Raw genomic sequence first — 4687 nt, forward strand, 5'->3', positions numbered from 1 at the left:
CGCGGTAGCCGGTGAGCGCGCGCCACAGCGGCAGCTCGACCGACATCCGCATGACCTGTTCGCCCCTGGCCATGGCGCCCCCCGCCTCCCCCGAGCCGGGTCGCTAGGCCCCGGTCTTCTCCGCCTTCTCGGCCTTGCCGGCTTCCTTCGCCGCCTTCGCCGCCTCCGCGATCTGCCGCTTGGCGGCGGTCGCGTAGATGTCGACGTACTCCTGGCCCGAGAGCTTCATGATCTCGTACATGACCTCGTCCGTCACCGCCCGCAGCACGAACCGGTCGTGGTCCATGCCGTGGTAGCGGCTGAAGTCCAGCGGCTTGCCGATCCGGATGCCGGGCCGCATCAGCTTCGGCATCACCTTGCCGGGGGGCTGGATCTTCTCGGTGNNGGATCACCGGCGCGCCGGTGGCCAGCGCCACGCGGGCCAGGCCGCCGGGCTTGCCCCGGTAGAGACGCCCGTCGGGCGAGCGGGTGCCCTCGGGGTAGATGCCGAAGAGCTCACCGCGCTCCAGCACCTCTATGCCGCTCTTGATCGCGGCCTCGCCCGCACCGCGCGCGCCGGAGCGGTCGACGGGGAGCTGCCCGACGCCCTTGAAGAAGGCGGCCGTCAGCCGCCCCTTGAGCCCGGGGGTGGTGAAGTACTCGGCCTTGGCGATGAAGGTGACCTTGCGGTCCAGCATCGTGGGCAGGAAGAACGAGTCCGAGAAGGACAGGTGATTGCTCGCCAGAATGGCGGGCCCCTCGGCCGGGATGTTCTCCAGCCCCTCGACCCACGGTCTGAAGGCGACCTTCAGCGGCCCTCCGATGGCAACCTTCATCGTGCCGTACAACACCCACGTGCCTCCCGTTTCCGTCGCACAGACCTTAACCCGGACCGCCGCCGATGGCGCCGACGACCCTGGTCGGTGGCGACGCGGTCGCGTACGGTGAAGCACATCCGCCAGTACCGCACTCCCCAGAGATCCACATACCGGAACAGGAGCCCCAAAGGTGCCGGTCCTTCCCGGAGCCGAGCCGTACCGCCACGACGGCGGGGAGGTGGGGGTTCTCCTCTGCCACGGTTTCACCGGCTCGCCCCAGTCGCTGCGCCCCTGGGCGGAGCACCTCGCCGCGCACGGCCTGTCGGTGTCGCTGCCCCTGCTGCCCGGTCACGGCACCCGCTGGGAGGACCTGCGGGCCACCGGCTGGGAGGACTGGTACGCGCACGTCGACCGTGAGCTGTGGCAGCTCTCCGAGCGCTGCGAGCGGGTGTTCGTCGCGGGACTTTCCATGGGTGGCGCGCTGGCGCTACGGCTGGCCGCCAAGCACGGTGAGCGCGTCGCCGGAGTGGTCGTCGTCAACCCGGCGAACCGGGTGCACGGACTCGCCGCCCACGCCCTGCCCGTCGTCCGCCACCTGGTGCCCTCCACCAAGGGCATCGCCAGCGACATCGCCAAGGGCGCCACCACCGAGCTGGGCTACGACCGGGTCCCGCTGCACGCGGCCCACTCCCTGCGCCGCTTCCTGCGCGTGCTGGACGGTGAGCTGCCGCAGGTCACGCAGCCGTTGCTGCTGCTGCGCAGCGCGGTGGACCACGTGGTCCCGGCGGCCGACTCGGCGCGGGTGCTGAGCCGGGTGTCCTCCACGGACGTAACCGAGAGCGTGCTGGAACAGAGCTACCACGTGGCGACGTTGGACCATGACGCGGACCGGATCGTCGAGGAGAGTCTCGCCTTCGTCGACCGGCTCGCTCCCCGTGTCGGCAAGGAAGGGACGGCCCCCGTTGGCTGAGCACGACTCCGACCGCGAGGGCCGCGAGCCGGACGAGCACGGCAGGCCCTTCGACGAGGACGCCGCCTGGCGTGCCATCGTCGCGGGGTACGGCGACGAGCCGCCGGACCCGCCCGGCTCGAAGCCCTTCCGCTCCATCGAGGACCTCGCGCTGCTGGAGAAGGACCCGGAACCGGAGTCGAAGTCGGAGTCGGAGTCGGACGGCACCGACGAGAAGCCCGCGCCGGTACGGCCGCTGGGCGGCTCGGTCACCTTCGCACCCGGTGTCGGTCCGCGCGACCACACCCCGGCCGAGCCCTCCGACACCGCCGGGGACTCCGGTGACGACGACGATGACGAGGGTCACTTCGTACCGCCCGAGCCGCCCCCGCTGCCCGTCGCGGACACCACCGCCAAGTTCGCCTGGCTCGGGGTGGCCGGCGGGCCGGTTCTGCTGCTGCTCGCGGTGCTGCTGGGCTGGGAGATGACCTGGTGGCTGACGACGCTCGCCATCGGCGGCTTCCTCGGCGGGTTCGTCACCCTGGTGGCACGCATGCGTACGGACGACGACGGCGACGACGACCCCGGTCGGGGGGCCGTCGTCTGAGCCTTGCTAGACGCTCGCCGGGATTCTGAGGGCGGCCAGGACCGGAAGGTGGTCCGTGGCCGCCCTCAGGTCGCTTCCGGTGACGCCGGGGAGGTCGGTGGGGACTCCGCAGGCGAGGACCTCGATGCCCCGGGTGGCGAGGACGGCGTCGATGCGGCGGGCGGGCGCCGTGGCGGGGAAGGTGTCCGTGCCGCCCCGGGGAGCGACGGTCGCGGCGTCCTGGAGGGCTTCGGCGAGCAGGGTGAAGGCGGGGCCGGTGGGGCCCTCGTTGATGTCGCCGCCGATCACCGCGTGGTCCACGCCCAGTTCGCCCAGGCGGGCCAGGAGCAGGCCGCTGTGCGTGCGGCGCTCGGCCTTCTGGAGGCCGAGGTGGCAGGAGACGAGTCCCACGCGGGCCTTGCCGAAGCGGACGACCGCGGTGGCGAGGCCCCTTCGGTGCTGGCCGGGGGTGAGCGGCAGCAGGCTGTCCCCGGTGCTCTCGACCGTGGCCCGCAGGGAGCAGAGGATCGCCGGGCCGGCGGCGGGGGCTCCGCCGGTGAGGTAGACGAGGCCGGTGGCCTTGGCGAGCCGGGCCAGCTTCTTGCGCCAGCGGAAGAAGCGGGGGGCTTCCTGGAGGAGGAGGACGTCGGGGGCGCAGGCGTCGACGACCCTTGCCAGGGCTTCCGGGTCGTCCCTCAGGGAGCGGACGTTGTAGCTGAGAACCCTGATGACTGCGGAACCGTCTGACTCCGTACGGGAGTTGGGGAACGGGGTTGGCATGTGATCAACCTACTCGGGGCGCGGGGATCATTCCCCGCGCCCCTGAAGTCGGTGCACTCGGCCGGTCTACATGACCGGGTCCGGCTCCCTTGCCAGGTCCGCCGCGCCGACCAGACCCGCCTTGTTGCCGAGCTGGGCGGCGATGACGTCGGCGACCGGGCGCCAGTTGCCGCCCACCAGCCAGCGCTTGTAGGACTTGCGGATCGGGTCGAGGACCAGTTCGCCCTCGTCCGAGAGGCCGCCGCCCACGATGAAGGCGGAGGGGTCGAACAGCGAGGCCAGGTCCGCGAGGCCGGCGCCCGCCCAGCGGGCCAGCTCGCGGTAGGAGTCCACGGCCACCGGGTCGCCCTGGCGGGCGGCCACCGAGATGTGCTTGCCCTCGATGCCGTCGGGGGTGCCGTCGCCGAGGCCCAGCAGGATCTCGGCGTTCTCCGGGGTGGCGTTGGCGCGCTGCTTGGCGTAGCGGACCAGGGCGCGGCCGGAGGCGTACTGCTCCCAGCAGCCCTGCGAGCCGCAGCCGCACGCCAGGCCGTCCGGGACCATCCGGATGTGGCCGAACTCGGCGGCCACGCCGAAGTGCCCCCGGCGCAGCTTGTTGCCGATGATGATGCCGCCGCCCAGGCCGGTGCCGAGCGTGATGCAGATGACGTTGCGGTGGCCCTTGCCCGCGCCGAACTTGTACTCGCCCCACGCGGCCGCGTTGGCGTCGTTCTCCACGACGACCGGGAGACCCACGCGGGCCTCGACCTTCTCCTTGAGCGGCTCCTGGCGCCAGTCGATGTTGGGCGCGAAGTACACGGTCGAGCGCTGCCGGTTCACGTAGCCGGCCGCACCGATGCCCACGCCGACGATGTCGTGTCCGGCACGCGCGCCCTCCACGGCCGAGGCGATGGCGTCCACGATGGCCTCGGGCGTGCTGGGGGTCGGCACCTTGAAGGTCGAGAGGATGTTGCCTTCCTCGTCGACCACGCCGGCCGCGATCTTGGTGCCGCCGATGTCGACGCCGATGGTGAGTCCCATGAATCCCTCAGTTCCGGTCGAGCCCCGCTAAGGCCAACGGTACCCGAGGCCCCACGGGGGCAGACCGTCAGTCCAGGTCGATGCGCTCGCCCGGTCCGGTGCCCTCACCTGGGTCGCGGCGGCCGGCCGGCGGTTCCTCGTCCGGGGGCGGGGTGGGACCGGTGGTCCACCGCCGTTCCTGCGCCTGGACGGCCGAGCGGTAGGCGGCGAGCAGCTCGCTCCCGGCGGCCGCGAGGTGGTCGAAGACCTGGGGGTTGCGCTCGACGACCGGCTCGACGGCGGCCTTGGCCTGCTGGACCATCTGGCGCACCGCCTGCTGCGCGGCGGGTCCGGCGACCGCGCCGAGCAGCGGGGACTGCAGGCCGGAGAGCCTGTCGGCCACGGAGTCCATCAGCCGGCGCAGTTCCTCGGCGGCCGTGCCGGGCGGCGGCGGGCTGGTGCCCCGGCGGCGTGCCTTCTCGGCGGCCAGGTCCTCGGCGGTGGCGGTGGCCCAGGCGTCGGCGTCGCCCATGCGCGGGGCTTCAGGAGCCTGGGGCTCCTCGGGGGGCTGGGGTG

The 4687-nt window shown here is 72.6% G+C and carries 6 protein-coding genes and 1 pseudogene; 2 read left to right on the forward strand and 5 right to left on the reverse strand.

Going from position 1 to position 4687, the window contains the following annotated elements; genetic code table 11:
- On the reverse strand, positions 1-73 hold a 73-nt coding region (locus tag CCN33_RS33370), incomplete at its 3' end, for a DUF5931 domain-containing protein (RefSeq protein WP_244173977.1).
- 30 nt (positions 74-103) lie between these two features.
- Positions 104-815 (reverse strand): annotated as a pseudogene (locus CCN33_RS29250) (lysophospholipid acyltransferase family protein).
- 172 nt (positions 816-987) lie between these two features.
- Here CCN33_RS29250 and CCN33_RS29255 point away from each other — a divergent pair.
- Both CCN33_RS29255 and CCN33_RS29260 read left to right on the forward strand, forming a co-directional pair.
- The gene (locus CCN33_RS29255) at positions 988-1767 is read left to right on the forward strand and encodes an alpha/beta hydrolase (RefSeq protein ID WP_086696372.1); all 780 of its coding nucleotides are present in this window, start codon (positions 988-990) and stop codon (positions 1765-1767) included.
- Entirely contained in the window at positions 1760-2353 is a 594-nt protein-coding gene (locus CCN33_RS29260; protein ID WP_086696373.1) for a hypothetical protein, read from the forward strand. The genes CCN33_RS29255 and CCN33_RS29260 overlap by 8 nt, the downstream gene beginning before the upstream one ends.
- A gap of 6 nt (positions 2354-2359) precedes the next feature.
- On the opposite strand, the gene CCN33_RS29265 is transcribed toward CCN33_RS29260, so the two are convergent.
- The 3 genes from CCN33_RS29265 to CCN33_RS29275 form a co-directional block, all read right to left on the reverse strand.
- Positions 2360-3112, reverse strand: a complete 753-nt coding sequence (locus CCN33_RS29265; protein WP_086696374.1) for an endonuclease/exonuclease/phosphatase family protein — start codon at positions 3110-3112, stop codon at positions 2360-2362.
- A gap of 66 nt (positions 3113-3178) precedes the next feature.
- Positions 3179-4132: an ROK family glucokinase gene (locus CCN33_RS29270; RefSeq protein ID WP_031179915.1), complete on the reverse strand. Its 954-nt coding sequence runs from the start codon at positions 4130-4132 to the stop codon at positions 3179-3181.
- Between the two features lie 67 nt (positions 4133-4199).
- Positions 4200-4643 (reverse strand): DUF5304 domain-containing protein, encoded by a 444-nt coding sequence (locus CCN33_RS29275; RefSeq protein WP_086696375.1) that lies wholly within the window; start codon positions 4641-4643, stop codon positions 4200-4202.
- Between the last annotated feature and the right edge of the window lie 44 nt (positions 4644-4687).

The organism is Streptomyces recifensis (assembly GCF_002154615.1).
Classification (GTDB): domain Bacteria; phylum Actinomycetota; class Actinomycetes; order Streptomycetales; family Streptomycetaceae; genus Streptomyces; species Streptomyces griseoluteus.

Excerpts from the sequence above, each read along its gene's own strand:
- CCN33_RS29270 (WP_031179915.1), bottom strand. The coding sequence starts at position 4,132 with ATGGGACTCACCATCGGCGTCGACATCGGCGGCACCAAGATCGCGGCC.
- CCN33_RS29275 (WP_086696375.1), bottom strand. The coding sequence starts at position 4,643 with ATGGGCGACGCCGACGCCTGGGCCACCGCCACCGCCGAGGACCTGGCC.
- CCN33_RS29265 (WP_086696374.1), bottom strand. The coding sequence starts at position 3,112 with ATGCCAACCCCGTTCCCCAACTCCCGTACGGAGTCAGACGGTTCCGCA.